Genomic DNA, 22,889 nt, shown 5'->3' on the forward strand with positions numbered 1-22,889 from the left:
GGTTAAGCTCTTACAGTTTTCTGTTCCCGATATTGCCGCGGAGTCATCCCCTTCATGCGATGGAACGCTCGCGAAAAAGTAGGATACGAAGAAAATCCGGATTCAAAGGCTACCTGCGAAATGGGCAATTCAGAAGTAATCAGCAGGCTGCAAGCATGACGAATCCGCAGCTCATGAAGGAAGTCGACAAAATAAATGCCTAACGTTTCTCCAAACTGCGTGCTAAGCTGCGCCGGATGGATGTGAAACTTTTCAGCCAATGAGGTTAGAGATAGCGGCTCCAGGTAATGGTCGTACACATATTGCACCACAGACCAAATGCTCTTCGCGGGAGCGGAACGCTGCAATTCTGAACGCGGCTTCTGGTTTTGTCCGCCATTACGTGCATATAGCGATAGTGCTTCCAGGAGCAAAGAGCGCAGCATGATCGGCTTCCAAGCGAGCGACGCTTCATGTTCCCGGTATAGACGTTCCCATAACTGCAAGCTTTCTTCATATTCTTTGCCCTGCAAATGGATATATGCCGGCTGAGCGTTGTCCCTTCCGAACAAAAGCTCGTTCAGACCCCAGGCAGCTTCAGGTCCTGTTGTGAGAAGCTTCATGTCGAAATTGCAAATGAACATCAGCAGGGAGTCGTCCGTATCGGCCTTATACTCATGAATCTGGTAAGGGAGCAGGAGCACGATAGTCCCAGGGACCATATCATGCTGGGTACCGTTGATCCATTCTTTTCCTTTACCTTCAAGAACCAACGAAAATTCAATAAAATCGTGGCGATGAGAGGGCACTGATGTGTACCTCTTTTTTTTCATATGAAAAGGAAAGTCGGTATCGATATTGGGGTATTCGAAAAGGTATTGCGGATACATCGCGCTAAGCTCGCCTCCTGATCGTGTTAGCTCTATTATACTTCATTTAGATTTCGTAAAAAAATGAAAGGATTTTAAAAAAAATGAAAAATGGATGTTAGCGCCGCGGGCTACAATACATTCATTACGAATGACATATTGCGCGAATGGCGCAAGGGAGAGGACGAATCCGATGAACAAAACAACGAATAACCGCGAAATCTTTGGCGGTATTTTTACTGCATTGCTGACGCCTATGCACGAGAATGGCGACATTGACTTCGACTCTTTGGCTCGACTGGTTGAGCATCAGATCGCTCAAGGCATTCATGGATTTTACGTAGGCGGCAGCACCGGCGAAGGGTTTATTTTGACTAGTGAGGAGCGTCAGCAGGTGCTCGAAGCCGTGGTTAAGGCAGCTGCGGGTCGCGTGACCATTATCGCTCACGTTGGCTGCATCAGTACGCGGGAAGCGATCAAGCTGGCAAAGCATGCCGAGCTTCAAGGCGTCAATGCCGTATCTGCGGTCGTTCCGTTTTATTATAAAGTATCCATGCAAGAAATACGCGAGCACTATGAAGCGATCATGGCCGCTGTGGAGCTGCCAATGATCGTCTACCATTTCCCGGGTGCGACGGGCGTCAGCCTATCCATGGACTTCTACGAGCAGATGAGCCGTCATCCGCAGTGCATCGGCGTCAAATTCACTTCGTTGAATCTTTTTGAGATGCAGCAAATCCGAGCGCGCTGCGGGCAAGACTTCCTCATCTATAACGGACACGATGAAGTCTATACGGGCGGTGCATATGCAGGCGCTGACGGCGCCATCGGCAGCACATTCAACATGATGCCGGGATTGTTCGCAGATATGTACGGGCTAATCTCGTCTGAAGACCGGCCGCCAATGGATGCTTTGCAGTCGATGCAGGCGGAAGCTAACGAAGTGATTGCACATATGATTCAATTCGATGTGATCGCCTACGAGAAATATATGTTATATCTTCAAGGTGTTCTGGCGACACCGACCGTCCGTCAGCCATTGAAGCAATTCAATGCAGAAGAGCGCGGACGGATCGAGGCATACTATGCGAAAAGCGAAGTGCTGCGTCGTCATGGATTTATTGCAAATGGCGAGCGTTAGGAGGGATCGCATTGATTCTCGATACGATTAGCCAATGGAAGCATAACCAGGGGCAGTACGGCGATGCGGTGCGCCGAGCGCTTGCCTTTGTCGCGAATGTGAACATCGCTGAAATGCCGTCAATGCTCGAGATTGACGGAAAACGGATGTATGTCATGAAGCAGAGTCCGGCAACAGGGACTTTCGAGGAAAAGCTTGCCGAAAGCCATGCGCAGCATGCTGACATCCATGTGGTGGCGGAAGGGGAGAAAAGGCAGGGCTTCGCCCCTGCGTCCGAGAACAACCGTGTAGTCGAGGATCGGTTGGAAGAGAACGATTATGCGCTGTATTCGCATGTCGAGAACGAGACGCGTATCCTGCTCCGTCCGGGCGATTTCAGCGTCTATTGGCCCGGGGAAGTTCACCGCCCGAACTGTCATCCAGAGGGCAGCGTTCATTTGGTGAAACTGGTAGTCAAGATTCACCGCGATCTATTTTGAAGCAACCGTAAAAACATCCCGAACCATGGCCGAGCTACCCATGGTACGGGATATTTTTATTTGATAATTTGGCTCTGTTAAACTTTGTTGTTGATTTTCTTTATTTAAGTAACGGGACTAAAAAAAGAGTGGAACTGTGAAGGTTCATAAATCACAGAAACAACGATTCTGTATGAAATTTCATATAAAATCGGGCTCTTCGCTTCAATTAGAGCTTTTGTGTATGATTTTTCGTGTATAACTATGGAAATTACCGTTTGAAGGATAAATCTGTATGATTTTTCGGGTATATAAATGGGGGAACGATAGTTTCGAATTGATCGCTAATTGTTTAGGTGGTTTATCTTACCACATAAGAATTTATAAGTTTCCGATGAGTCGGAAAACGAAATTCTTATTGGCGAATAAACCTTCCTCTGAACGCGGTCGCACATCTTCGAAAGACCTCGATAGAGGTTTATCTCATGGTTAGAAATCAACAATGAAGAATAACAAAGCCGGTAATTTTGATTGAATAATGTGTTAAAAAATAATCTGCATACTTTGAACGAATACATGAATCGAACCGACCAATACATATTCTGTCGTTTTTATCATTTTCAATTCCATATTCATGATGGTTATGTAATTGAGGTTAATTTTGTATTGTAAAATGCTAATATACGCATGTTAAAATGGCCTGCAACTTTCTTTATAATCAGGATAACAACACACACCAGAGTGATTGTTGAGAAAAAAAAGCAGGGGTGACACGATGAAAAAGATGTTCAAAACAGGAGTTGCTGCTTTATTAATAACAACCGTTGCCGTGGGTTGCGCGTCAAGCCCTGGTGCGGATACGAAGCCGCAAACAAGTAACGGAGCAGCGGGCGATGCAAATGCCAAGCCGATTACGCTTACGATGTGGGCGGGCACGGGCTTCAAAGATATTGAAGGCTATGATAGCAAGAACTATGGAGACTGGGAAAAGCTAAAGGCGGCAGAGTTCCAAAAGCTGCATCCGAATGTGACCGTTAAAGTCGAATCCGTGCCGTTTTCGGACATCGAGCAGAAAGTGAACGTAGCTGTTGCGGGTAACAATCCTCCGGACATTTTGTACGATAACATTCCGATCCGCATTAGCAAGCACGCGCGCAACGGTGTACTGGACGAGCTGGATGAAGTCGTCAAAGACGATAAAGCGGATTGGAAAGAAGCCTTCCTTAACATGGGCACGATCAATGGGAAGTTGTATGCGCTTCCGTTAGGCAGCGTTCCTCAGGTCGTCTTCCTGAATAAAACCCTTTTCGAGAAAAAAGGGGTTACAATGCCGCAGGATCGCTCCTGGACGTGGAACGAAATGAAGGATGCCCTGAAAAAAGTGGCCGATAAAAACACGTACGGCATCGCATATTTCGCCAAAAGCGAGCAAGCGGACCAACTGATGGTCAATAATCTGCTCTCCGCCGGCGCCAAGTGGGCGAACCAGGATTTCACGCAGTATTCGGTGAACAATCCGGAAGGCGTCGAAGCTCTTACCTTTATGCTGGGCTTGCAGGAGGAAGGATTGGTAGCTCCGGGCACGGCAACGATGGATGTCAACGCGAACTTCGAGCTGTTCAAGCAAGGCAAGCTGGCAATTTTGAATCATACATCCCCGGTTTATGGCGATCTGGAGGCTGGAAAGAAGAACGGAGCGGTCGATCCTTCTGTAGAGGCGTATGGGATTATCCCTGTCATGAAAGAAGGGGTTAAGCCGCAAATCACGGTGACAGGCGAGAATGGCTATGCGATCTTTAAACAAACCGATGCAGAAAAGAAAAAGATGGCGGTTGAATTCGTCAAGTTTCTGACCCAGCCGGACAATATTAAAGCGATCAACAAGGCGACGTACGGGATCTCCGCACGCAAGTCGGCTACGTACGAGATTAAAAATAAAGACGCTTCCGAGGTATTCGAACAGTTAAACAAGTTGGATATCGTGGACTTGGGCAAAAACAGAGCTTACTTCTCGTCGCTAAGAAAAGCGTTTTTCCCGGAAATGCAAGCGGCCTTCCTGAAAGCAAAGAGTCCGCAGCAGGCGCTTGACGATTTTGTCAAAAAAGCAAATGAGCTGGCAGCCAAGAAGTGAGAAATAAATAACGGTGCATCACTTCGTCCTAGTCTGTCCTCCAGTTACTAGGACGAAGGTGTTTTCACTGCAGGCGATATGATAAGGAATAGCTGAGGTGTTGTGCAAATGAAGCTTCGACAATGGTTATGGAGTTATTTTTTTATCGGACCTAATTTGTTGTTTCTATCCGTATTTTTGGTGTTTCCCTTGTTTTATACGATGTATTTGAGCTTTTTCGAAGCCGACATTTATTCGTCCACCTTCGTAGGATTGGATAATTACAGCAGTTTGTTCGGGGAAGAGTTGTTTCGCAAATCGTTCGTTAACACGTTTTATTTTGTTCTGATCATCGTTCCCTGTGTTGTGATCATTTCGCTGGTCATCGCCGCGTTTATGCAGGGATTCCATAAAATATCCAAAAGTTTTTTCCGGCTCGTGTTTTATTTACCGGTTGTCAGTACACCGGTTGTACTCTCCTTGGTTTGGGGCTGGATGTACAATCCCAGCTTCGGTATTATCAAGTATTTCTCCGAACTGCTCGGCTTCGGGGCGGTCGATGTATTTTCCGGGCAATTGAGCGCAATTTTGGCGCTTTCCGGCATTGTCGTCACCTGGATGGTCGGTCAGCCCATTATCCTGTATTTGTCGGGGATGGAAGGCGTATCGAAGGAGTTATACGAAGCTGCGGAAATCGACGGGGCAGGTCCGCTTCGAACGTTTTTCAGCATCACGCTTCCGATGATCTCCCATACGACGATATTAATTGTGATCACCTCGACCATCAGTGTGTTCCAAATTTTCGTCGTGGTCCATTTGCTTACCGGCGGCGGTCCTTATCATGGAACCGAATCTCTCGTATATACGATTTACCAGACCGCTTTCGTATCTTTGGAATTCGGTAAAGCTTCGGCGCAAAGCGTTATCCTGTTTATTATTATTTTAATCATCTCGCTGCTGCAATTCCGCTTCATGAAATCCAAAACCGATTAAACGGACAGCGCAGATTCGATTCGATAGAGGAGAATAGAACCGGATGAAATTACATGTTGTCTCCAGATATACGTTTCTTTTGCTGGCATCAATCATATTTATATTTCCGTTGTATTGGATGATTACGGGCTCCTTTAAAACGCAAGTATCGATCTGGGCGATTCCTCCGGAATGGTTTCCGTCCCAGTTCAGGCTGCTGAATTATGTTCATATTTTTTCTACGACGCCTGCGCCGCTGTGGATGTTCAACAGTGTGTTTACGAGCCTGGTCACGGTCGTTTTTGTCGTAATTTTTTCGGCGATGGCGGGGTATGCGTATGCGAAGAAAAAGTTTCCGGGTGATAAAGTATTATTCTTTGTCGTCATTGCCACGATGATGATGCCGACCCAGGTCACGCTCGTTCCCTTGTACATTCTTTGCAGAGAGCTTGGCTTGATCGACAGTTATCTGGGTGTCATTCTGCCCGCAATCGCTTTTCCGTTCGGGGTATTCATCGTCCGGCAGTTCGCCAAATCCATCCCCGATGAAATCGTTGAATCGGCCAGAATCGACGGAGCGGGCGAAATCAGGTTGTTCGCTACGATCGTGCTGCCGTTGCTCTTGCCGGCGCTTGGTGCGCTGTCCATCTTTGCTTTTATGCATACTTGGAACGATTACTTATGGCAGCTTATTATTTTGCAGTCCAAGGAGAAGCTGACGCTCCCGCTAGGCATCTCGACGATTACGTATTCCGAAAACAACGTGAATTACGGCTATGCGATGGCGGGAGCTTCTTTGGCGGCGATGCCGATGATCATTTTTTTCCTGCTGCTGCAGCGAAGCTTCATTAAAGGAATCACATTAGGCTCGGTAAAAGGATAGGCCGGAGAACCCCGTATTTTACGGGTTTTCTTGCATTTTTGGATATTGGGGGACGTTCTGGATATCGGGGGATTGGTATACTGGTATATCCCGGCTTAGGTTATAATTGTTATGAGGTGATCGCGTGAAAATCATAGTCATCGAAGACGAGGTCGACATCTTAAAAGGTATTCAAGAGGTCATCGAACAGAGTGGGCTGCCATTCGAGCAAGTATTTGCGGTACACACCGCAGAGGAAGCGCTTACAGTAATTGAGCAATGCCGTCCTGAAATTATATTAACGGATATCTTGCTGCCGGAAATGAGCGGTTTGGATATGTTGGAATCGGTCAAAGCGTTCGGTTACCAGCCCAAAGTCGTCGTCATCAGCAGCTACAGCAATTTTATGTACGCCCAGCGGAGTATTCAATTGGGAGCGGTCGATTATATTCTCAAGCCTGCCCAAAAAGAGGAGCTGATCGAAAAAATCGGCTCTGTCTATGATATGGTTCAGCGTGAGCGCATCAGTGCCGACCAGATCAAAAACCAAATGGCCTATGCCCGTTTGGGAACGGAAGCGCTCAAGGAAAAGTTCGTGCTGGGTCTGTGCATGCACAAAACGGCGCTGCAAGAGCATATTCATCACCGGCTGCAGGTGTGGGATCTGCAATGGCTGGAGACACATTCGTATGTTGTGATTTCATTAAGCATAAATAAGGACGAATTCCGGGGCAAAGAGGATAAGGATATTAATCTGGACCTGTTTGCTATCGGCAATATTGCGGAAGATATTATGATGAGCTACCAGCCTTCGGTCATGATCCGCAGCATCCACCATGATTGGGTCATCCTGACGGCTTGGGAGCAGGAGCAGGATGTGGCGCAAGATATCCATGATCGGGTTCTGAAATATCAGAAAATAAAACCGGCCATTGGCATCAGCCCAAGAATGCACTCCTTTCAAGCCATATCGGTAGCGTACGAACAAGCGCGCAAAGCGCTCAAGATCGCCATACTTAACAGCAGCAATCGGATCGTCAGCTATTCGGATATAACCGATCGAATGGACGAAGAGAATGATGTGCGGATCAGTCAATGGGTGGCCGAGGCGGTTCTGGATGGGGATGATGAAGCTGTTCGGCGGTGGCTGGGGGAAGCGATGGAGCGCTTCATGCTGGACAGGGACGTAAGTAAAACCGGCGATTTATCGATCAAATGTTTTGAATGGATACTTGAGGTTCACAGCAGCCTGGCTGAGAAGGTAGACATGGAAATCAGCCATTTTCCGATGGAGCTTTGGGAAAAGGCGGAACGCTGCCCGACGGTGGACGATTTGAAGCTTTTGCTGCAAGAGCATCTTAGCGAGCTCATGAAGCTTGTTCTCGATCAGCAGCAGCCGAGTCATCCCAATTACATGATCGATAAAGCGAAGCGGATCATCGAAGCGAAATACGGGGAAGAAGTTACGCTGCAGAGTGTGGCCGATGAACTCAATATTCACCCAGTGTGGCTGAGCCGCCTGTTCAAAAAAGAGACGGGTCAAAATTTCTTGGATTATTTGACCGAAATCCGTATCGAACAAGCGAAGCAGCTGCTGCGCGGCACGAACCTGAAAATCTATGAAATCGCCGAGAAAATCGGATATCACGAAATTCAATATTTCGGCAAGCTGTTCAAGAAAAGAACGAACATGACTCCAAAGGAGTTCAGATACGGCAAATGAAGCTACTAAGAATCAGCAGTTTAACCTTGTTCGTCAAAATGTTCATACTATTGTTTCTTTCCGTATCGGTGACGGTCACGATTCTTGGCGTCTGGTATTTCAACAAATCCAGCGGGCAGATCGAGCATGTCACTTCCGCTCTGCTTACCGAGAATTTGCAGCAGAACCGTCTGCGTATCGAGCAATATTTCATGCAAGCCGAACTTCATTCGGATTCAATCATCGCCTCCGGGAAACTGGAGATTCTTGATAATGAACTGGAGGATCGCCCGTTTCTAAGCAAATCGATTACGTTAATGAACGAATTAAGAGGAACCTACGAGATGACGATTTATCCCGCGGATGAATCGAGGTACGCATCCTACTCGCAATTGATCCAATCTGGCGCGAAGTCTGCAGATTCGGAATGGCTCCACAAGGCTATCATGCTCCAGGGCAAAGGGTTATGGTATTTCGATAACGACAGGTTCATTTTCGCCAGATTGATCCGCTCGATGTCCGATCTGCGGCATTTGGCGGTCATTCAGCTGAGCTTTCCGGCAGCGCTCGCCAATCAGCAGATCCTGTCTCCGGCGGAATACCCGAATTTCCAGCATTATATCGTCGACGACGAGCGTGAAGCTGTCCTGTTGGCAAGTCATAATAAGATGCATTCCCGGGAAAAGGATGTGTTCATGTCGGAAATTCCGCTCGGCACGCTTCCGTGGAAACTGGTCGCGAGCATTCCCGAGAAGGATTTGATCGGCCCGGTGGAAACGATTAAACGCTTCTCCGTGCTGCTGGTGCTGGCAAGCATCGGCTTAATCTCGATTTTGCTGGCACTGATTACGAACAGCTTTATTTCCCCGATCAAGCACATTGTGAGCCATATGAAAAAGGTGCAATTGGGACAGCTTGTACCAAGCGAAAGGTATGGGGAACGCAGTGATGAAATCGGCCAGCTGGCCAGAGGGTATAATTCATTAATTTTCGGTTTGCAAGAGCTCCTTGCGACGACGAAACAGATGGAATCCGAGAAATCGCAAACGGAAATGCAAATGCTGATTCATCAGATCAATCCGCACTTTCTGTACAATACGCTCGATGCCATTAAATGGAGAGCCGATCATGTGAAGGAATCAACCATTGCGGAGATGGTCACGTCGTTAAGCAATTTAATCCGCTACAGCATCAATAACGGGGAAGAGTTTACTACCGTCGAGCGGGAAATTGAGCATGTCAAAAGCTACCTGAGTATAGAATCGCTAAGAAACCATGATACTTTCCAGGTCATCACGAACGTACAGCCGCGCGCATTGAATGTGCCGATTTTAAAATTAATCATTCAGCCGCTTGTTGAAAATTCGGTGCGGCACGGTCTGAGCAAGCTGCCGTCCGGGCAGGGTAAAATCCTGATTCGCGTGTTTATCGAGGGCGAGGAACTGGTATGTACGGTCGAGGATAACGGTCCCGGCTGTTCCGAAGAGGTTCAGGCCCAAATCAGCCGACCGAGTCTGCCGCCGGGAGAAACCGGAGGCGTCGGCTTGTTCAACGTCAACCGCAGGTTGAACATACGATTCGGCGCCAAATACGGCGTATCGCTGACGAGCAGAGCTAACGGGGGCTGCAAGGCGACGATCCGTCATCCTCTTATGTGAAGCCTATTCATATGATGCAGCCTTCGAGAGGACAATTTTTCAATCGATGCGGAATAAATGGAAGGCCAATATGCCGTTAGGGGCTGCGTATTTTCTCAAAGAGAAGGAGGGTAAACCAATGAAACCAATGGCAGCGGATGAAATTGTAGGAAACTGGGGAACACTGATGCTTCCCGTAAACGAGGATGATCGAATTGACTTTATCCGATTGGAACAAGTCGTCAATTACATGGCGGGAATCGGACTGAACGGGATTTACACGAATGGAACGGCCGGAGAGTTCTACACCCAAAGCGAGGAGGAATACATCCGCATCAGCGAGCTTGTAGCGGATCGTTGTGAACGGAATGGCGTGCCGTTTCAAATCGGTGCGAGCCATATGAGTCCGCAGCTTTCCCTGGAACGGATTAAGCGTGCGGTGACGTACCGGCCAGGCGCTATTCAAGTGATCCTATCCGATTGGTTTCCGCTCAAAGACGACGAAGCGATCAACTGCCTGCTGCGGATGGCGGAGGCGGCTGACGGCATCGGTCTTGTATTGTACAATCCGCCGCACGCTAAGCGGGTATTAGTCCCGGAGGTTTACGGCAAGCTGAAACAAGCGGTACCGAATCTAGTCGGCATCAAGGTGGCCGGGGGAGATGCGTCGTGGTATGAAGCCATGAAGGTGTATGCGGAGGGGATTTCTATCTTCGTTCCGGGTCATTACCTGGCTACCGGCTATTCACAAGGTGCTCATGGAGCCTACTCTAACGTCGCCTGTCTCAACCCGCAAGGCGCGCAGCGATGGTACGACTTAATGATCTCCGACTTGCCCCGCGCGCTCGAGATCGAAAAGCGGATCCAACGGTTCATGGTGGAATATATCGCTCCTTTCATCACGGAGCAAGGTTATTGTAATGCAGCCTGTGACAAGCTGATGTCGGTCGTCGGGGGCTGGGCAGATGTGGGCAGCAGGATGCGCTGGCCGTACCGCAGTATTCCGGAATTCGAAGCAGAACGTCTGCGTCCTATCGCGTACGAGTTGATACCAGAGATTATGAAGGCTTAATGCCCTCCCCGTAAGCTTATAACTGCGAACTTTTCAGTTGATGACTACGTCTACTTAACGAAGTTACAATTATTGGGAGCGGAGATCGATATGGGTATGCACAGGGGCGTTATTGTGCTGCTGATTGCTTTAGCCGCTTTTGCCGGCTGTGAAACGGGAAAAGATAGCGAGATGCCAACGGAAAACGATACTTTGCAAGAAACAGTTGGACCGAAAGCTGCTATCGACAGCGATTTAGCTATAAGCAATCTCAGAGTGTTCCTTAACAGTCAAGAGGGCAGTCAAAACGAAGTGATATTGTATGCCTCCGATGAGCAAATCATCCAAGTTACTGACCCATCCTGTGCAGCTCAACCGGGAGACACGCTTCGAACAGGGCATTATTCGTTTTACCTGCGAAGTCAGGAAGGGACTGTTACGGCACTACAGACGATTCATCCTTTTGGGACAGAGGCGCTTGAGTTTAATGACCAGAGAAAGATGCTGGAGGTATTACCTAATAACGGAGATTGGGGCTCTGATTTATTGACCGTCAGGCAGTATGCATCATGCAATGGAACGGAATATGCCCTGCTTGGCCTGTCTGCAGATGGCGATGGCTTATTATCTTACAAGTTCAAATTGAACAATAAGGAGTTCCCGACCTTGTTCGCAAGCGAATTGACACCGGTTAACTCGGGAGATCGGGAACTATTGAGAAGCTTATCATACGATAACAGCCAAGGGCATTGGACGACAAGATATTGGTTCGTAGATAGCAATCTTGGAATTTTGAGTTCGAAGGATTAGGGGGTTGACAATTAAAAGAGCCTAACCAGGCAGCTTTCATCGCTGCTAGATTAGGCTTATATTTTACGTGAGACTTTCTTGATCAGCATTATTGGATTTCGCAGCCCGGGCTTCTGCTAATTGTGCATGAGCCTGGTCAAGTTCCTGATGAGCTTCCTGAATAGCTCGTCGTCTGTGATTGTTACTCGTCTGTGCTACATTCAATTCGTGCAGTGCATCAGCTACAGCATTATGGGCCTGGATTTCTGCGTTTTGTTGTTGTTCGGATTGATGATCAGACATCCAACTCCACCTCCTATAATTTGGGTTATTTATCAAAGTTACTATTTCCAAAATCATATGAAACGATACGCCGCCGCTTTCTGCGTGACCCCATATAGTATTCATTGGTATCATACTGAATAGCAGTGGTCCGTCTTCCGATCGGCTAGTACCGGTGATAATCAGAATCGGGAATACCCGAGAAAGATGCAAAAAAGACGACCTGATTATTTCAGCTCGTCAATCATTCTATGGTCTACAGATCACCATGATCGGCCTACATAGGCACACTGATCCCGTTGATCATTTTATCCTTCGTAGAATAATTCACCGCCTGGCAGGACCGAAATAAAATGATAAAAGGTATGTCCTTAACATATTCAGATAGACAGATGCTATCAACATATAGGGGTGCCTTCAGCTGTCAATTAGTGCTAAATACCTTTAACTTTCGAATATACAACTACTGCAATTCCAGCTACTATCAGTGTGAAACCGAAGTACCCTGTATAATTAGTTATATTCCAAAAATATCCAGGTATATTGATTAATATTGCGTCTTTACCCATCGCGTGTGTCTTATTAAAAACTGCTGAAAATAAAATTACTTTTTCTAGGCCCGCTAGTCCTACTAAGAAGATTCCAGAAGCGATTAACACCCATCTCAATGATTGAATCATTATGTAATCCTCCATTCCCGAAAAAAGGTCTACACAAACAGCGCTGTGTAAACCTCTTTTATTAGTAACATTTTACACTTTATTAATACGGGTATTCAATTGCATAAATACCATTGGCCTCGCCGCTCTTTAGGCTTCGTACTGATCAAAAAAATAACGATGCTCCCCTAAAGCAAAATAACTGCGAAGATCAAAATCTCCACAGTTACTCTGCAAGCAGGGGCCGAATCATTTTTGCTAATTTAGTCTTCCCGGCGATTTATTCACTTCAAAGTTGGTCGTATCGCTGTAACTTTCACCCATCGCCTGATAGTTTGAAGGGATTTCCTCATCCGTATGTTCCACTTGATCCGAAAGGGCCGCTTCAGACGGATTCGTTGTCTGTGCCCAGCTAACAGGACGGTCCAGCTGTTTTTGCAGTTTATTTTGATCCATTGAAATCACTCCGATGTCAATTTTGTAATTAGATTCATGTTATTATTCTACAAATGGGTAAAGTTCATTCGCACTTTGGGAAAGGAGCAAGATGCTTGAAAGAGGATGCGGATCTAGCCGCCTGGGAACGTCTGCATGAATTGCCTGGGTGAAACACCCTCTGACTGTTTGAATGCTTTGCTGAAGGCAAAAACGCTGCTATAGCCGATCTTTTCGGCGATGGATGTCAAGGAAAGCTGACTGTAGATCATAAGCTCCTTCGCTTTTTCAAACCGGTATTGCATTTGAAATTGATGGGGGGAGACGCCGAATTTTTGCTTAAATAATCTCGAGAAATGGTAAACGCTCAAACAAGCTATTTTTGATAAATCATCCAGGCTGATAGACTGATTATAGTTTTCCATGATGTGCGTGACCGTGTTCTCCAAAGCCGTTTGATGAAGGTTGAATTTGGCATTATCATTCGCCTCGAGTCCTTTCAAGATCAGATACAGGATTCTAAGCATGATGGATTTTTGAAGAATCGGGAAATCCGCATCTCTTCTTTCATAGGTATGGATCAATTGAATCAGGCTTTTATGAACTTCACTATGATTTTTAATCCGGATGACATCGGGAATGTTTAATATGCTGCCAAGAACGTCCGGTCGAATCCATGCGATCTCCTCGTCCTGACATTCTTTTTTCTTTTTGAAATTAATCGGAACCTCCTCAAAATTATCGTAATACAGCACATCGAAGTGAATGTGCGGCATCCAGCTCTCACCGGCAGAGCCTACAAACTCATGCTCCTTTCCCGGCTTGAAAAGAACCATGTCACCCGGCTCAAGTGAAAAGCCGGTCTCTTCGATACGAATCCTTAGCTCGCCTCTTTCCAAATATAAAAGCTCATAATCGAAAATAATCCGCGGCTTCAACTTCATCTCTGGTGCACGGTGGTTCCATGCTCTGCGCACGTTCGGAGAGAGACGTATCAAGAGATTTTTTTTATCGGTCACGGTGACATCCATATGAAACTTCGCCTCCAAAAAAGCAAGAATAGATATGTTTTAACAATAACGGGCAAAGAAAAGCAAAGGCAATTTTGATAATATCGGAGATGTAAACGTTATCATTATATAAAGGATAATTGGTGGAGAGCAAGCAATATTATCTGTATAACGACTGAATCGGATAGGAGAGAGGCAATATGTATTTGTTTAATGGATTGGATATGGGAATAGGAAGTCTTGCGAAACTGTCTAATGCCAAGACACGATCGATTAGTGCGGAAAATTTTACAGGCGAAAAAGGTAAGGGAGGCATGGCGTCAGTAGGAACCGGCGCCGACTGTGCGCGGGATTTGGGAATCGGCTGGAAAGTGTCCCCATCCGTAGAGATTGCAGCGGGTACCACTTTTACAATGGCGGAAATCGAAGGACCGGGTGCGATTCAGCATATTTGGCTGACCTGCTTTCCCAGCCATTGGCGCAATCTCATCATCCGGATGTATTGGGACGATGAGACGGAGCCGTCTGTAGAAGTTCCGCTCGGCGATTTCTTCTGCAACGGGTGGCAGGAGCGATGCAACGTCAACTCGTTGCCTGTTGCGGTTAATCCGGCAGGGGGCATGAACAGCTACTGGTTAATGCCTTTCCGCAAATTCGCCAAGATCACCGTTGAAAATCTTGAGCCGGATAAAGTCGTTCTTTATTATCAAGTCGACTATACGCTTACCGATGTGCCGGAAGATATGGCTTACTTTCATGCCGGGTGGCGAAGAAGCAACCCTGTACCTTACAAGGGTGTGCATACCATCATAGACGAATTGAAGGGTAAAGGGCATTACGTAGGTACATACCTGGCTTGGCAGGTCAACAATACAGGCTGGTGGGGAGAAGGAGAAATCAAATTTTTCATGGACGAAGACGACGAATTCCCATCGATTTGCGGTACAGGGACAGAGGATTATTTTGGCGGCGCCTGGAATTGGGAGCAACCGCAGGGACAATATGGTACCTATTCGACGCCATTTTTGGGGATGCACCAGGTTATTAAACCGGATGGTTTATACCGCAGCCAGCAGCGTTTTGGGATGTATCGCTGGCATGTCATGGACCCTATCCGTTTTGAACAAAACTTGAAAGTAACGATTCAGGATTTGGGATGGCGCTCCGGTAGAAGATATTTGCCGCAGCAAAGCGATATCGCTTCGACCGCATTCTGGTACCAGACCGAGCCGCACGCCGGCTTTCCCGAGCTGCCTGGGAATGATGAACGGGAGGTTATCTAACCGATGGAACCAGGAGGGATAGATCGTTTAGCTGATCTTGGATTGGATCGGATTACGATCTTAAACGAACTCATTCGATCCTCTAAGATCGTTGATTTATCGGTGCTTTTAGAAAAAGGAATACCTAAATGGGCCAGTCATCCATCACTTGTCATCGATCCGACGGCAACCCATGAACACGACGGGTATGCATGTCAATCCATCTTTCTCGGGGAACATACGGGGACACATGTGGACGCTCCATTTCATATTCACAGCGACTTGTCGAACTGTACCATTGAACATATGGATCCGGGCTCACTGATCGGTAAGTGTACCGTCATTGATTTATCCCGTAAAGGATGGAAGCCTGGTGAAAGAGCAAGCTTAGCGGACATAACTGCGGCATTGGAAGAAACGCATTTCGAAGTTGAGGAAGGGGACATCGTGTTGATCCACTTCGGTTGGATGCGTTATTGGACAACATCGAATGCATGGAGTTACTACGCGAACAACCAACCTGGCTTCACCGAAGATGTCGCGGATTATTTCATTCACAAGAAAGTAAAAGCCGTTGGCACGGATACTGCTGCAGTAGGAACACCGGTTGTTAACGGTACAATAGCAGGACCTTGTTACTTTCATGAGAAGTTACTGAGGAAAGGCATCTATTTGATGGAGTGTTTGAATCAATTGGAACAGCTTCCGCCCAAGTGTTTTTTTATGGCTGCTCCGCTAAAAATTTCCCGAGGCACAGGATCCCCGATAAGGGCGCTCGCAGTTATACCGTAATTGGATAAGGAAGATAAAATGGGTTAAGGACAACATCCTAACCCATTTTGTTGTATATCTGCGAGCCTGTTTGTTCGGCTCAATTCAATTTCACCAGCATGGAGCTGTGAGGCGGCAAAGCATAGGCCAGCTCGCTTACGGTGCCCAAGTCCTTACGCTCCCACAAATCGCGTGCCTGTTTGGGTTCCTGCAGTCCCAACTGCTCCCAAGAAGTCCGGATGATTGCGAGCTCGTCCCCCGTATTAAATAGCGCAACGTATAGCTCGCCCGAAGGGCCGGACGCGGTCCATACGATATGATCACCCTCCCGGTACAGCGGTTTGTTACCGGTGCTCTCCCGATGAACCGCCAGAACCTCTTCATTGGACAGAAGGGAAAGGGTCCATTCGTCATTGTCGCGAAGTTCACCGCCGAACATGAGAGGGGACCGGAATATAGTCCACAGGGTCATCATGGTGACCTGTTCCTCTTTGGTAAACCGTGTCCAACGGTCGCTGGCGCCGCCGTCTACGGAACGGATTCCAATGTGGCCCAGTGGAAGCATATCGCAGTCTGGCCAATGGCCGGGACCAACGTGCGGATACCATTTCTCACACCGTTCGAACATATCGCGAAGAAGCTGCCATAAATCCCAATAATCGTCCGTCATCCGCCACATGTTGGCGTTCCTGACGAACATTTCATTGAATTCCAGCGGAGCCGGTCCCGGGGATAAGCTGAGCACCATATCGCGGCCGCAGCGGTCGATCGCTGTGCGGATCATTGTGATCTCCCGGTCGTGGATATGGTACAAGCGGGAAGCGGCGATATCGTCCACCTTGACGAAATCGACCTCCCATTCCGCGTAGAGCCGGAAGAGGGAATCGTAATATGCTTGCGCGCCGTCTTTGTCCGCGTTCACGCCGTACATATCCGTATTCCACGGGCAAATGTTGTTTTGGGCTATGTCCCGGGCACGGCGATCCGTTCCAAGAATGGGCGTATTGGCATGCACCGCTTGTCTGGGTATGCCCCTCATGATATGAATGCCGAATTTCAGCCCCATGCCGTGAATCTGATCCGCCAAAGGCTTGAAGCCTTTGCCGCCGGCGGCTGACGGAAACCGGTTCGTTGCCGGAATCAAGCGTGAATATTCATCCATTTCCAGGGGGACATAAGGCCTGTACTGCGAGGAGTTTGCCCCCGGCTCATACCACTGGATATCGACCACGACATATTCCCAACCGTAAGGCTTCAGGCGCTCCGCCATATACCGGGCGTTGCCGAGTACCTCCTCCTCTGTCACGCTAGCCCCGTAGCAGTCCCAACTGTTCCAACCCATGGGGGGAGTTGCCGCAATGCGGTGATGGTTCAAGCTCATATTGTTTTTACCCCTCTCATTCCTCAAATAGTACTTCTACTTGTATGATAGGGAATGAAATGGCTAGTATCTATAACAATGTTTTGCTCCCGATAGTAAAATATTGCTCTTTCTGAGCACATATGAATTTTAGAAGTTTCCGAAAAACTTCCTCTAAAAGCGGTCTGGACGATCAATCGAATTTCATACGCTGGAGTCCAACCAGTTCGCGGCCCGAACGGAATTCTCCAGGGGAAAAGCCGACCCACTGCCGGAACACCTTGATAAAATAGCTGCCGCCGGCATAGCCGACCTCTTTGGCCACCTCGTCGATGTTTAAGTCGGTACTGCGAAGCAGCTCAATGGAGCGTTCTACCCGGATTTTCGTCAAGTATTCGATAGGCGTGAAGCCTGTGAACTTCCGAAACACTCTGACAAAATGATACTTCGACAGGCCGGCGCCCGCTGCGATTTCATCGAGGCTTTGGATTTGGCGGTAGCGCTTTTCCAACTCTTGGGCAGCTTGGCGGACGGCAGTCGGCCAACTCTCCTTCTCTTTGGTGCGGCCCGTGCTGAACCGGAGAAGCTCCATCATGAACCGGTACACAATAGACGATGCCAAATAACCGTCCGTAATCCGGTTGTTGATCCCGGCGTAAAACGTATCATGCAAACTGCGGATTACGGAGCTGTCCGGCGGGATATATGGAACCCGAGTGAGCCTTTGGATCAGCTCCTGCCAATGGTTCTCCAGTTTCGCCGGCCGGAACAGGATAAAGTAAAATTCCCACGATTCGCTTGACTTAGGCAGGAAATAACGGTGGCAACTCGGAATATCGACAAGAAACGCATATCCCGGATCCACCCGGTAAGTTTGACCGTCTAAGATGACGGTTCCATAACCGGAAACCGTATATTGGAACAAATAGAGGGGCCCGTCAATTCGCTTCATGCCGTCCCAATTGTATGCGTGGGAAGTCACTTTGTCATAGCCAATGGCGAAGAGCTGGTACAGTTCGGAATCATCCATGGTATCCAAGAACCGGAAGCCCAAAGTTTGATAAGGGAGATGAGGCTTCATCGCAATGTCACGTTCTCCTTCGCGAATGATGTATGATGAATTGATATTTTAGTAACAAGTATACAACGATGAGATCAGACTTTTAATCTTACCACAGTTATTGTAGATTTACCTTATAGGTAACCCTTGCGGAACACGCCGGAAAAGTACCATGAATCCAAGCTGACCAGCTAAAGGCTGCTTACCGGCCCTTCAGCCGGTCAGCTGTATTTTAATTTGCCAATTGAAAATGTTGTTGACAGCTGCGGCAGATCAGATTTAGAATATGTGTAAACGATTACGTAATCGATTACACAAAACGTGATTTGCTCACTGCAGAAGAGAGGTAGAGATTCTTGTTAAAAGGGATACCGAGTCTTTTATCGCCTGATTTGTTAAAAGTCCTCATGGAAATGGGGCACGGAGATGAGCTTGTTCTAGGCGATGGCAATTTTCCTTCGGCGAGCTGCGCCAAGCGGCTAATAAGAGCGGATGGGCACGGTGCGAAACCGCTGCTCGAAGCCGTGCTTAAGCTGTTCCCTCTCGATACGTCAGCCGTACCGGTTACCGTCATGCAAGTAGATCCCGGCGACTCTGTAATCCCGGTCATCTGGGAGGATTACAAGCAAATTGTTCAGAACGCCAACAATCATCCTGTCCCGATCATGACGCTCGAGCGCTCCGCATTCTATGAGCGATGCAGGAATGCATTTGCCGTCGTGGCTACCGGTGAAAGCGCCTTATATGCCAACGTCATTATTAGAAAAGGTATCGTTATACCCGAAGATAAGTAAAACCCAAATTTCATAATGGAGTGATCGACTAATGGAAAATGTTAAAGTTGAAAATCGTTTGCAAGGTTCTATGCCCAAGATCGGCATCCGTCCTGTCATTGATGGAAGAAGAGGCGGAATTCGCGAGTCGTTGGAAGACGTTACTATGGACATGGCCGTTACGGTTGCTCGTTTCTTAAGCGAGAACATAAAGCATACAAACGGTTTGGATGTCGAATGCGTAATTGCCGACACCTGTATCGGCGGCGTAGCAGAAGCTGCGCAAGCAGTGGAAAAATTTGCTCGCGCGGGCGTCGGGCTGACGATTACGGTGACCCCATCCTGGTGTTACCCTACGGAAACGATGGACACGGACCCCCATATGCCTAAAGCGATCTGGGGCTTTAATGGAACGGAACGCCCGGGTGCCGTTTATCTGGCTGCAGCGCTGAGCGCTCACAACCAGAAAGGGCTGCCTGCATTTAGCATTTACGGAAAAGACGTGCAGGATATGGGGGACAATTCCATCCCTGATGATGTTCAGGCCAAATTGCTGCAATTTGCCAAAGCGGGCCTTGCGGTAGCAACGATGCGCGGAAAGTCGTACTTGTCGATGGGATCTGTATCGATGGGAATCGCGGGTTGCATTGTAGACGAAAGCTTCTTCCAGAACTACCTGGGCATGAGAAACGAGTACGTGGACATGAGCGAATTCGTGCGCAGAATGGAACGCGGGATCTATGATCATGAGGAGTTTGAAAAAGCCCTCGCATGGACCAGAGAGAACTGTCAAATCGGGCAGGATGTTAATCCGCCTCATCTGACAAGGACGGATGAACAGAAGCAAGGCGATTGGGAGACTGTGGTGAAAATGACGCTCATCGCCCGTGACATGATGGTGGGCAATCCGAAGCTCGCGCAAATGGGTTACGGCGAGGAAGCGCTAGGCCGCAATGCTATCGCAGCGGGATTCCAAGGCCAACGCGCTTGGACGGATCACTTCCCGAACGGTGATTTCATGGAAGCGATTCTAACCAGCTCTTTTGATTGGAATGGCATTCGCGAACCTTTCATGCTGGCTACAGAGAATGATACGCTCAACGGAATAACGATGCTCTTCGGTCACCTGTTGACGGATGCTGCGCAAATTTTCGCCGATGTGCGGACGTACTGGAGTCCGGATGCAGTGAAGCGAGTAACAGGCCATGAACTGACGGGTTCGGCCGCGAATGGAATTATTCATCTCATTAACTCCGGCCCTGCGGCACTGGATGGCACCGGCAGACAAACGAAAGACGGAAAACCGGCGATGAAGCCGTTCTGGGAAATTACGCAGGACGAAGTGAAGCAGTGTTTGGAAGCGACAAAATGGTGCCCAGCGGTTGACTTCTTCCGCGGTGGAGGATATTCAACCGATTTTACAACGCGTGAAGGAATGCCGGTGACTATGGCTCGAATCAATCTGATTAAAGGGCTTGGCCCCGTTCTTCAGCTTGCCGAAGGCTACACGGTAGAGCTGCCGGATGACGTTCATGACAAGCTGGATCAACGTTCGAATCCGACATGGCCGACGACTTGGTTCGTTCCGAACCTCACAGGAGAAGGTATTTTCAAGGATGTATATGCTGTGATGAATAACTGGGGTTCTAATCACGGTGCGGTTAGCTACGGTCATATTGGCGGCGATTTGATTACGCTGGCATCCATGCTGCGTATTCCGGTTTGCATGCATAACGTCCCGGAAGATCGCGTGTTCCGTCCAAGCACGTGGACTGCATTCGGCGTAATGGAACCAACAGGCGCCGATTTCCGTGCATGCGCGAACTTCGGACCGTTATATCGTTAATTTTAGCTTATGCTTACGATGCAAGTTTTCCTTCGGAAAACTCAGCTTATGCTTACGATGCAAGTTTTCCTTCGGAAAACTCAGCTTATGCTTACGAAGAAAGCAATCTTAACAGATTGCTCTTAGGAGGTACTTATGCCAGCAGCAAACAGGCTTTATACAATCGGAATTGACTATGGTACGCAATCGGGCCGCGCTGTGCTCGTAGATATAAAGAATGGACATGAGGAAGCGACACATGTGACTCCGTATCGCCACGGAGTCATTGATGAGTTCCTTCCTTCGAACGGCATGAAGCTGAAGCCGGATTGGGCCTTGCAGCATCCGGAAGATTATTTGGAGGTGCTGCGCACTTCCGTACCTGCCGTGATCAAAGCGTCCGGGAGCGATCCGTCGCAAGTGATCGGGATCGGCATCGATTTTACGGCTTGCACGATGCTGCCCGTGGATGCAGAGTTTCAGCCGCTTTGCCTGAAAGACGAATGGAAAGAGCGGCCGCATGCTTGGCTAAAGCTGTGGAAGCACCATGCGGCGCAAGAGGAAGCGACAGCCATCAATAAGCTGGCGGAAGCCCGCGGGGAGCGGTGGCTGCAACGTTACGGCGGCAAGCTTTCCTCAGAGTGGATGCTGGCGAAGAGCTTGCAAATATTAAATGAGGATCCAGAGGTTTACGCTCAGGCCGATTTATTCGTGGAGGCCGCAGACTGGATCGTCGCGCAAATGACCGGTCAGCTGAAACGAAACAGCTGCACGGCCGGTTACAAATCCAACTGGCACAAAACCGATGGCTATCCGTCGAGCGAGTTTTTGAAGCAGCTGCATCCTGAATTGGCCAATCTCTATGAGACGAAGCTGCGCGGAGAAGTATCGCCACTGGGAAGTTTGGCAGGAGGCTTGCTGCCGGAGATCGCCGAACAAATGAATCTGCGCCCTGGAATTGCCGTTGCCGTGGGCAATATCGACGCGCACGCCGCAGTGCCTGCGGTTGGCGTCGTGTCTCCCGGAAAGATGGTCATGGTTATGGGCACATCCACATGCCACATGCTGCTTGCCGAAGAAGAACGCGCGGTGGAAGGCATTTGCGGCGTTGTGGAAGACGGCATTATTCCGGGATTGTTCGGCTACGAAGCCGGTCAATCTGCAGTCGGCGACATTTTTGGGTGGTTCGTTGACGAGTCCGTACCGGCATATATGGAAGCCGAAGCCGCGCATAGAAACATTTCCATTCACGAGTTGCTCGAAGAAAAGGCTTCGCAGCTCCAGCCTGGAGAAAGCGGATTACTGGCACTGGATTGGCACAACGGCAATCGCTCCACATTAATGGACGCTGACCTAACCGGACTAATGCTTGGCATGACACTAAGCACGAAGCCGCATGAAATCTACCGTGCGCTGCTCGAAGCAACAGCGTTCGGCACACGTACGATTGTAGAAGCTTTCCGCAAGGGTGGTTTAGACGTGAGCGAACTCTATGCTTGCGGAGGCCTTCCGAAACGCAATAAGCTTCTCATGCAGATTTACGCGGATGTGAACAATATGGAGATCAAGCTGTCGGATACAGATCTGACTCCTGCTATTGGTGCAGCGATGTTCGCGGCGGTTGTGGCCGGTTCCGAGGCAGGCGGTTATCATTCGCTCCAAGAGGCGGCCGTGTACATGGCCAGAGTCAAAGAGGAGACCGTAAAGCCGATTCCAGGGAACGTTGAGATTTATGAGGACTTATACAATCAGTATAAACGTCTTCATGATGTATTCGGTAAAGATGCAGACAGTGTGATGAAGAATGTGAAACGGATCAGAAACACATAAATACCCTCCAAGTGCTTTAACCTGTCAAGGTGAAAAGCACTTTTTCTCATCC

The 22,889-nt window shown here is 48.4% G+C and carries 21 protein-coding genes; 14 read left to right on the forward strand and 7 right to left on the reverse strand.

Annotation, left to right across the window (positions count from 1 at the left end; translation table 11 throughout):
• Positions 1 to 2: 2 nt before the first annotated feature.
• The gene (locus ICC18_RS01735) at positions 3 to 788 is read right to left on the reverse strand and encodes a helix-turn-helix domain-containing protein (protein ID WP_188172653.1); all 786 of its coding nucleotides are present in this window, start codon (positions 786 to 788) and stop codon (positions 3 to 5) included.
• Positions 789 to 1,041: 253 nt separating this feature from the next.
• Between ICC18_RS01735 and ICC18_RS01740 the strand changes: the two genes are divergently transcribed.
• The 9 genes from ICC18_RS01740 (at position 1,042) to ICC18_RS01780 (ending at position 11,591) form a co-directional block, all read left to right on the forward strand.
• The gene (locus ICC18_RS01740; protein WP_188172654.1) at positions 1,042 to 1,989 is read left to right on the forward strand and encodes an N-acetylneuraminate lyase; all 948 of its coding nucleotides are present in this window, start codon (positions 1,042 to 1,044) and stop codon (positions 1,987 to 1,989) included.
• 11 nt (positions 1,990 to 2,000) lie between these two features.
• Complete coding sequence (locus ICC18_RS01745; protein ID WP_188172655.1) at positions 2,001 to 2,468, forward strand: NanQ anomerase/TabA/YiaL family protein; 468 nt, start codon at positions 2,001 to 2,003, stop codon at positions 2,466 to 2,468.
• A 754-nt stretch (positions 2,469 to 3,222) separates the two neighbouring features.
• Positions 3,223 to 4,578: an ABC transporter substrate-binding protein gene (locus tag ICC18_RS01750; protein WP_188172656.1), complete on the forward strand. Its 1,356-nt coding sequence runs from the start codon at positions 3,223 to 3,225 to the stop codon at positions 4,576 to 4,578.
• Between the two features lie 108 nt (positions 4,579 to 4,686).
• Positions 4,687 to 5,550, forward strand: a complete 864-nt coding sequence (locus ICC18_RS01755; protein ID WP_188172657.1) for a carbohydrate ABC transporter permease — start codon at positions 4,687 to 4,689, stop codon at positions 5,548 to 5,550.
• Between the two features lie 43 nt (positions 5,551 to 5,593).
• Positions 5,594 to 6,412, forward strand: coding sequence for a carbohydrate ABC transporter permease (locus ICC18_RS01760; RefSeq protein WP_188172658.1), 819 nt, complete (start codon positions 5,594 to 5,596; stop codon positions 6,410 to 6,412).
• A 124-nt stretch (positions 6,413 to 6,536) separates the two neighbouring features.
• Positions 6,537 to 8,114, forward strand: a complete 1,578-nt coding sequence (locus ICC18_RS34505; protein ID WP_188172659.1) for a response regulator — start codon at positions 6,537 to 6,539, stop codon at positions 8,112 to 8,114.
• Positions 8,111 to 9,751 (forward strand): sensor histidine kinase, encoded by a 1,641-nt coding sequence (locus ICC18_RS01770; RefSeq protein ID WP_188172660.1) that lies wholly within the window; start codon positions 8,111 to 8,113, stop codon positions 9,749 to 9,751. Before ICC18_RS34505 ends, ICC18_RS01770 begins: the two co-directional genes overlap by 4 nt.
• Positions 9,752 to 9,869: 118 nt before the next feature.
• Positions 9,870 to 10,802: a dihydrodipicolinate synthase family protein gene (locus ICC18_RS01775; RefSeq protein ID WP_188172661.1), complete on the forward strand. Its 933-nt coding sequence runs from the start codon at positions 9,870 to 9,872 to the stop codon at positions 10,800 to 10,802.
• Between the two features lie 90 nt (positions 10,803 to 10,892).
• Entirely contained in the window at positions 10,893 to 11,591 is a 699-nt protein-coding gene (locus ICC18_RS01780; RefSeq protein WP_188172662.1) for a hypothetical protein, read from the forward strand.
• A gap of 63 nt (positions 11,592 to 11,654) precedes the next feature.
• On the opposite strand, the gene ICC18_RS01785 is transcribed toward ICC18_RS01780, so the two are convergent.
• From ICC18_RS01785 to ICC18_RS01800, 4 genes are all read right to left on the reverse strand, one after another.
• Positions 11,655 to 11,873, reverse strand: a complete 219-nt coding sequence (locus ICC18_RS01785) for a hypothetical protein (protein ID WP_188172663.1) — start codon at positions 11,871 to 11,873, stop codon at positions 11,655 to 11,657.
• A 413-nt stretch (positions 11,874 to 12,286) separates the two neighbouring features.
• A complete protein-coding gene (locus ICC18_RS01790) occupies positions 12,287 to 12,532 on the reverse strand; it encodes a hypothetical protein (RefSeq protein WP_188172664.1) in 246 nt (81 codons plus the stop codon).
• A gap of 237 nt (positions 12,533 to 12,769) precedes the next feature.
• A complete protein-coding gene (locus tag ICC18_RS01795; RefSeq protein ID WP_188172665.1) occupies positions 12,770 to 12,967 on the reverse strand; it encodes a hypothetical protein in 198 nt (65 codons plus the stop codon).
• A gap of 113 nt (positions 12,968 to 13,080) precedes the next feature.
• Positions 13,081 to 13,977, reverse strand: a complete 897-nt coding sequence (locus ICC18_RS01800; protein ID WP_188172666.1) for a helix-turn-helix domain-containing protein — start codon at positions 13,975 to 13,977, stop codon at positions 13,081 to 13,083.
• Between the two features lie 179 nt (positions 13,978 to 14,156).
• Here ICC18_RS01800 and ICC18_RS01805 point away from each other — a divergent pair, with 179 nt between their 5' ends.
• Together ICC18_RS01805 and ICC18_RS01810 are read left to right on the forward strand one after the other, a co-directional pair.
• Positions 14,157 to 15,239, forward strand: coding sequence for a glycoside hydrolase family 172 protein (locus ICC18_RS01805; protein ID WP_188172667.1), 1,083 nt, complete (start codon positions 14,157 to 14,159; stop codon positions 15,237 to 15,239).
• A 3-nt stretch (positions 15,240 to 15,242) separates the two neighbouring features.
• Positions 15,243 to 16,010 (forward strand): cyclase family protein, encoded by a 768-nt coding sequence (locus tag ICC18_RS01810; protein ID WP_188172668.1) that lies wholly within the window; start codon positions 15,243 to 15,245, stop codon positions 16,008 to 16,010.
• Positions 16,011 to 16,089: 79 nt separating this feature from the next.
• Here the strand turns inward: ICC18_RS01810 and ICC18_RS01815 are convergent, their stop codons facing one another.
• Positions 16,090 to 17,364: a glycoside hydrolase family 27 protein gene (locus ICC18_RS01815; RefSeq protein WP_188173188.1), complete on the reverse strand. Its 1,275-nt coding sequence runs from the start codon at positions 17,362 to 17,364 to the stop codon at positions 16,090 to 16,092.
• A 178-nt stretch (positions 17,365 to 17,542) separates the two neighbouring features.
• Complete coding sequence (locus ICC18_RS01820; protein ID WP_188172669.1) at positions 17,543 to 18,430, reverse strand: helix-turn-helix domain-containing protein; 888 nt, start codon at positions 18,428 to 18,430, stop codon at positions 17,543 to 17,545.
• 335 nt (positions 18,431 to 18,765) lie between these two features.
• Between ICC18_RS01820 and ICC18_RS01825 the strand changes: the two genes are divergently transcribed.
• From ICC18_RS01825 to ICC18_RS01835, 3 genes are all read left to right on the forward strand, one after another.
• Positions 18,766 to 19,203 carry an RbsD/FucU family protein gene (locus ICC18_RS01825; RefSeq protein WP_188172670.1) on the forward strand — a complete coding sequence of 146 codons (438 nt, stop codon included), beginning with the start codon at positions 18,766 to 18,768 and terminating at the stop codon, positions 19,201 to 19,203.
• A gap of 31 nt (positions 19,204 to 19,234) precedes the next feature.
• Complete coding sequence (locus ICC18_RS01830; protein WP_188172671.1) at positions 19,235 to 21,028, forward strand: L-fucose isomerase; 1,794 nt, start codon at positions 19,235 to 19,237, stop codon at positions 21,026 to 21,028.
• Between the two features lie 135 nt (positions 21,029 to 21,163).
• Positions 21,164 to 22,837: a ribulokinase gene (locus tag ICC18_RS01835; RefSeq protein ID WP_188172672.1), complete on the forward strand. Its 1,674-nt coding sequence runs from the start codon at positions 21,164 to 21,166 to the stop codon at positions 22,835 to 22,837.
• The last annotated feature ends 52 nt before the right edge of the window (positions 22,838 to 22,889 follow it).

It is taken from the genome of Paenibacillus sedimenti, assembly GCF_014534655.1.
GTDB lineage: Bacteria > Bacillota > Bacilli > Paenibacillales > NBRC-103111 > Paenibacillus_E > Paenibacillus_E sedimenti.

Coding starts and splice junctions, on each gene's coding strand:
- ICC18_RS01740 (WP_188172654.1), top strand. CDS start 1,042: ATGAACAAAACAACGAATAACCGCGAAATCTTTGGCGGTATTTTTACT.
- ICC18_RS01750 (WP_188172656.1), top strand. CDS start 3,223: ATGAAAAAGATGTTCAAAACAGGAGTTGCTGCTTTATTAATAACAACC.
- ICC18_RS01755 (WP_188172657.1), top strand. CDS start 4,687: ATGAAGCTTCGACAATGGTTATGGAGTTATTTTTTTATCGGACCTAAT.
- ICC18_RS01760 (WP_188172658.1), top strand. CDS start 5,594: ATGAAATTACATGTTGTCTCCAGATATACGTTTCTTTTGCTGGCATCA.
- ICC18_RS01770 (WP_188172660.1), top strand. CDS start 8,111: ATGAAGCTACTAAGAATCAGCAGTTTAACCTTGTTCGTCAAAATGTTC.
- ICC18_RS01775 (WP_188172661.1), top strand. CDS start 9,870: ATGAAACCAATGGCAGCGGATGAAATTGTAGGAAACTGGGGAACACTG.
- ICC18_RS01780 (WP_188172662.1), top strand. CDS start 10,893: ATGGGTATGCACAGGGGCGTTATTGTGCTGCTGATTGCTTTAGCCGCT.
- ICC18_RS01785 (WP_188172663.1), bottom strand. CDS start 11,873: ATGTCTGATCATCAATCCGAACAACAACAAAACGCAGAAATCCAGGCC.
- ICC18_RS01790 (WP_188172664.1), bottom strand. CDS start 12,532: ATGATTCAATCATTGAGATGGGTGTTAATCGCTTCTGGAATCTTCTTA.
- ICC18_RS01795 (WP_188172665.1), bottom strand. CDS start 12,967: ATGGATCAAAATAAACTGCAAAAACAGCTGGACCGTCCTGTTAGCTGG.
- ICC18_RS01800 (WP_188172666.1), bottom strand. CDS start 13,977: ATGGATGTCACCGTGACCGATAAAAAAAATCTCTTGATACGTCTCTCT.
- ICC18_RS01805 (WP_188172667.1), top strand. CDS start 14,157: ATGTATTTGTTTAATGGATTGGATATGGGAATAGGAAGTCTTGCGAAA.
- ICC18_RS01810 (WP_188172668.1), top strand. CDS start 15,243: ATGGAACCAGGAGGGATAGATCGTTTAGCTGATCTTGGATTGGATCGG.
- ICC18_RS01820 (WP_188172669.1), bottom strand. CDS start 18,430: ATGAAGCCTCATCTCCCTTATCAAACTTTGGGCTTCCGGTTCTTGGAT.
- ICC18_RS01830 (WP_188172671.1), top strand. CDS start 19,235: ATGGAAAATGTTAAAGTTGAAAATCGTTTGCAAGGTTCTATGCCCAAG.
- ICC18_RS01835 (WP_188172672.1), top strand. CDS start 21,164: ATGCCAGCAGCAAACAGGCTTTATACAATCGGAATTGACTATGGTACG.